This is a genomic window from Streptomyces ossamyceticus, assembly GCF_001418475.1.
GTDB classification, from domain to species: Bacteria; Actinomycetota; Actinomycetes; order Streptomycetales; family Streptomycetaceae; genus Streptomyces; species Streptomyces ossamyceticus.
The window spans coordinates 319-5671 of sequence record NZ_LIQX01000529.1; the positions used below are offsets into that span (position 1 = coordinate 319).

Sequence of the window (5353 nt, forward strand, 5' to 3'; positions counted from 1 at the left end):
GGGCGCGATGGCGGTCGTCTGCGACCCGGAGCGGGTGCGCACGCGCGCCGCGGACCTGGTGGCCACCTCACAGGAGTTCCTCCAGGCGTCGTGGGCGGCCACGGCCGGCGGCGGCGAGGCCCCGATCGACGTCGGCGCGGCCTCCCTGTGGTCCATCGCGGACGTCCGCGACCGTGCCCGTGAGCTGGACATGATGTGGTGGTCGGTGTCGCCGTTCGCCGCCGACGAGGAGCTGGACGGGGACACCCTCAAGCTCGGCATGCAGGCCCCCGAGACCTACCGCGGCGACACCGCGAAGGCCCTCGCGGACACCAAGGGCTGGCTCGCCGACGGCTGGCGCACGGTCTTCGTGACCGAGGCCCACGGCCCCGCCGCCCGCACCGTCGAGGTCCTCGGCGGCGAGGGCATCGCCGCCCGCCTGGAGGCCGACCTCGGGACGATCGCCCCGTCGGTGGTGCATGTGGCGTGCGGCTCGATCGACTACGGGTTCATCGCCCCGTCCCTGAAGCTCGCCGTCCTCACCGAGACCGACCTGTCCGGGCAGAAGGCGGCCGGCAAGGACGGCGCCCGCATGCCCGCCCGCCGCCGCAAGACCATCGACCCGCTCACCCTCGAAGCGGGCGACTACATCGTCCACGAGCAGCACGGCGTCGGCCGCTACATCGAGATGGTCCAGCGCACCGTGCAGGGCGCGACCCGCGAGTACCTGGTCGTCGAGTACGCCCCCGCGAAGCGCGGCCAGCCCGGCGACCGCCTCTACATCCCCACCGACCAGCTGGAACAGATCACCAAGTACGTCGGCGGCGAGGCACCCACGCTGCACCGCCTGGGCGGCGCCGACTGGACGAAGACCAAGGCGCGCGCGAAGAAGGCGGTGAAGGAGATCGCCGCCGACCTGATCAAGCTGTACAGCGCCCGCATGGCCGCCCCCGGCCACTCCTTCGGCGCGGACACCCCCTGGCAGCGGGAGCTGGAGGACGCCTTCCCGTACGCGGAGACGCCCGACCAGCTGACCACGATCGCCGAGGTCAAGGAGGACATGGAGAAGACGGTCCCGATGGACCGCCTGATCTGCGGCGACGTGGGCTACGGCAAGACGGAGATCGCGGTCCGCGCCGCCTTCAAGGCCGTCCAGGACGGCAAGCAGGTGGCGGTGCTCGTCCCCACGACGCTCCTGGTGCAGCAGCACTTCGGCACGTTCAGCGAGCGCTACTCGCAGTTCCCGGTCAGTGTCAAGGCACTGTCCCGCTTCCAGACGGACACCGAGGCCAAGGCCACCCTGGAGGGCCTGCGTGAGGGCTCGGTCGACATCGTCATCGGCACCCACCGCCTGTTCTCCTCGGAGACCAAGTTCAAGGACCTCGGCCTCGTCATCGTCGACGAGGAGCAGCGCTTCGGCGTCGAGCACAAGGAGCAGCTGAAGAAGCTCCGCGCCAACGTCGACGTCCTGACGATGTCCGCGACGCCGATCCCGAGAACGCTGGAGATGGCGGTCACCGGCATCCGGGAGATGTCGACGATCACCACGCCCCCGGAGGAACGCCACCCGGTCCTGACCTTCGTCGGCCCGTACGAGGAGAAGCAGATCGGCGCGGCCATCCGCCGTGAACTCCTGCGCGAGGGCCAGGTCTTCTACATCCACAACCGGGTCGAGTCGATCGACCGCGCCGCCGCCCGGCTGCGCGACATCGTCCCCGAGGCGCGCATCGCGACCGCTCATGGCCAGATGTCGGAGCAGGCCCTGGAACAGGTGGTCGTCGACTTCTGGGAGAAGAAGTTCGACGTGCTCGTCTCCACGACGATCGTGGAGTCCGGCATCGACATCTCCAACGCGAACACCCTGATCGTGGAGCGCGGCGACACCTTCGGTCTGTCCCAGCTCCACCAGCTGCGCGGCCGCGTCGGCCGGGGCCGCGAGCGGGGCTACGCGTACTTCCTCTACCCGCCGGAGAAGCCGCTGACGGAGACGGCGCACGAGCGCCTCGCCACGATCGCCCAGCACACCGAAATGGGCGCGGGCATGTACGTGGCGATGAAGGACCTGGAGATCCGCGGCGCGGGCAACCTCCTGGGCGGCGAGCAGTCCGGCCACATCGCGGGCGTCGGCTTCGACCTGTACGTCCGCATGGTCGGCGAGGCGGTCGCGGACTACCGGCGCCAGCTGGAGACCGGGGAGATCGAGGAGGAGCCGCCGCTCGAGGTCAAGATCGAACTGCCGGTCGACGCGCACGTCCCGCACGACTACGCGCCCGGCGAGCGGCTCCGCCTCCAGGCGTACCGGGCGATCGCCTCCGTCAACACCGAGGCCGACATCGCCGCGGTGCGCGAGGAACTCGTCGACCGCTACGGCAAGCTGCCCGAGCCGGTGGAGAACCTGCTGCTGGTGGCAGGGCTGAGGATGCTCGCGCGGGCCTGCGGCGTCGGCGAGATCGTGCTCCAGGGCAACAACATCCGCTTCGCGCCGGTGGAGTTGCGGGAGTCGCAGGAGCTGCGCCTGAAGCGGCTCTACCCCGGCACGGTCATCAAGCCGGCCGTCCACCAGGTGCTGGTCCCCCGCCCGAAGACGGCGAAGGTCGGCGGAAAGCCGCTGCTCGGGCGGGAGTTGCTGGGGTGGACGGGGGAGTTCCTGGCTTCGATTCTGGGGTCGTAGGTGTGAGAGGGGCGGGGTGCGCGGGGGCCGGGCGCCGCGTTCCGCCCCGCTTTTCTCCGCTGTTTCTGTTTCTCGATGGCAGTGGTGGTCACCGTGCCGTGGAAGGGAACAGCAGCTCCGTCGCCGTGCGGAAGACGTCCTCCGGATCCCGGTCGCCGACCACCGCGTCGAGGTTGTGGCTGAGCAGCAGCGTCGCGAAGCCGTGGGAGAGGGACCATGCGGCGATGCCGGCCAGCCGGGGGTCCGCCCCGCCGAACTCGGGGCGGGCGGTGCTGACCGCGAGGCGCAGCCGCTCGCTCGACAGGGCACGGGCGGTGGTCAGTTCGAGGTCGTCCTCACGGAGCAGCTCCGGGCGGAACATCACCTGGAAATGGGCCGGGTGCTCACGGGCGAAGCGGACGTAGCGGACACCCGCGTCGCGCAGGTCGTCGGCCTCGGTGAGCGTGGTGGCCAGGAGCGCGTGGCCCTCCGCCGCGATCGCGGTGAGCAGGCCCGTGCGGTCCTTGAAGTGGTGCGCCGGCGCCGCGTGCGAGACGCCCGCGCGGCGGGCCAGGTCCCGCAGGCTGAGCGCGGAGGGCCCGTCGGCGGCGATGACGTCGAGCGCGGCGCGGAGGATCGCGCGCCGTAGATCGCCGTGGTGGTAAGGGCGGTCAGGACGGTCGGGCCTGTCAGGGCGGTCGCGACTGTCGGAACGGTCGGGACTGGGAGGGCGGTCGGCGCCGTCCGGGGAGTTGCTGCGGGGCATGGGGTCAGCGTACGCCCAATCTTGTCGTTGACAAGTTTGCGGTCGGTCGGGCAATCTTGTCAGTGACAAGTTCTGGCTCGGTCGTAGCGGCCGAGGGAGCGGCAAGGGGGATGTGCCATGTCCGAGAGGGTCGGCGTCAGCGTGGGCGATGTGAGTGCGGAAGTGGGCCGAGGTGAGGGCGGCGGCGTCGCGCTGGGCGAGGTCCGCCGGATGTGGCACCTGCTGGAGCCGCTGCACGCCGTCTTCTACTACGCGCCGCAAACCTTCGAGGAGGCCGCCGCGTTGGGATATGACGTGGCGGAGCGCTGGCCGAGCTACTTCGCCTACCGCGCGGCCCCGTTGGGCGCGGCCGGGAGCGAGCGGGTGGCCTCCGCCTTCTACAGCTTCAGCCCGCGCATGGTGGACGAGCACATCGAGCCGGCCTGGCGGACCGCGAGTCCGGAGGCCGTGCTTGCGGCCCGGGACCGGGCGGTCGACCGGCTGTACCGAGGGTTGTTCGGGGAGCGCGCGCACAGTCCCGCACTCGCGGAGGCCGCCGCCCTGGCCCGCCGTGCCGCCGAGTCCGTGAGTACCGCGGGCCGGCCGCTGGCCGCCGCCAACGCCGAACTGCCCTGGCCCGAGCCCGCGCACCTCCAGCTCTGGCGGGCGGCGACGATCCTGCGCGAGCATCGGGGGGACGGTCACCTCGCGGCCCTGCTGATCGCGGACCTCGACCCCACCGAATCACTCGTCTCCTTCGCGGCGATAGGCGCGGCATCGGTGGCACGCTTCGAGAGCCGAGGCTGGACCCCGGCCGAGTGGTCGGCCGCCCGCGATCGCCTGGCCGCACGCGGACTGGTCGACGTCGACGGTACGGCCACGGAAGCCGGCCGGAGCCTGCGCCAGGAGGTCGAGCGGCACACCGACCGACTGGCCGCCGAGCCCTGGCAGTTCCTCGGCCCGGCGGACACCGCGCGACTCGCCGACCTGCTGGGCGAGTTCTGGGTCGCCGCGATCGGCTCGGGTCTGCTGCCGTCGGAGACGACTCTGGGGATAGGCAAGGTGTGAGCCCGGAGCCGGCGCCTGCCGATCTGGCCCTTACCCGTGGAGGCTACGGTGTCGGCCGGAGTGGGCAGGGAACCCAGGCAGGGCAACCGGACCGAAGCAACCAGCAAGGCAGTGAGGAGGGTCGCGTGGTGCGTCTGAGGGGTGGGGTGGCCGTCGCCACCCTGGTACTGGTCGCCGCCGTCAGCGGCTGTGAACCGGGTACGAAGGGTTCGGCGGGGCCGGCGGACAACCCGGGCGGGGGAGGCCCCGCCCTGGCGGCGGCGGAGTCCCTGACCGTCAAGGGCCGTGCGCCGAAGACCGGTTACGACCGGGAGGAGTTCGGTAGCCCCTGGGCCGACACCGATTCCAATGACTGCGACACCCGGGACGACATACTCCAGCGCGACCTGGAGGACGTGAAGTTCCGGGACGGGGACTGCCGGGTGGCCTCCGGTGTGCTCGACCCGGACCCGTACACCGGCAAGGACGTGTCCTTCGTGCGGGGCCGCAGCCAGATCGACATAGACCACATCGTGGCCCTGTCCGACGCCTGGCAGAAGGGCGCCCAGAAGTGGGACGACAGCAAGCGCATAGCTTTGGCCAACGACCCGCTCAACCTCCTCGCGGTCGACGCGGGCACCAACCGGGGCAAGGGCGACGGCGACGCGGCCACCTGGCTCCCGCCCAACAAGGCCTACCGGTGCACATATGTGGCAGCGCAGGTCGCCGTGAAGAAGAAGTACGAGCTATGGGTCACCTCGGCCGAACAGTCCGCGATGAAGCGGGTGCTGAGCGGCTGCCCCAACCAGAAGCTCCCCAGCGGTGGCAACCCGACCAAGGCCCCGGCCCGCTTCCACGCGAACTGAGGCCCTGAGGGATCGCTGTACCGAGCACCGGTGAAGACCGTGGCGTGCGGGGTGCGGGGTGCGGGG

4 protein-coding genes are annotated in these 5353 nt (G+C 71.2%); 3 read left to right on the forward strand and 1 reads right to left on the reverse strand.

What is annotated here, in order from left to right:
- Positions 1-2650: transcription-repair coupling factor (gene mfd, locus AOK15_RS32030; protein WP_240508695.1), on the forward strand; the 2650-nt coding region annotated here is incomplete at its 5' end.
- 88 nt (positions 2651-2738) lie between these two features.
- Here mfd and AOK15_RS32035 read toward each other — a convergent pair.
- On the reverse strand, positions 2739-3395 hold the full coding sequence (locus tag AOK15_RS32035; RefSeq protein ID WP_079058834.1) for a TetR/AcrR family transcriptional regulator: 657 nt from the start codon (positions 3393-3395) through the stop codon (positions 2739-2741).
- 210 nt (positions 3396-3605) lie between these two features.
- Between AOK15_RS32035 and AOK15_RS32040 the strand changes: the two genes are divergently transcribed.
- The gene (locus tag AOK15_RS32040; protein ID WP_107099557.1) at positions 3606-4442 is read left to right on the forward strand and encodes an SCO6745 family protein; all 837 of its coding nucleotides are present in this window, start codon (positions 3606-3608) and stop codon (positions 4440-4442) included.
- Positions 4443-4567: 125 nt separating this feature from the next.
- Positions 4568-5287 (forward strand): HNH endonuclease family protein, encoded by a 720-nt coding sequence (locus AOK15_RS32045; RefSeq protein WP_055521826.1) that lies wholly within the window; start codon positions 4568-4570, stop codon positions 5285-5287.
- The last annotated feature ends 66 nt before the right edge of the window (positions 5288-5353 follow it).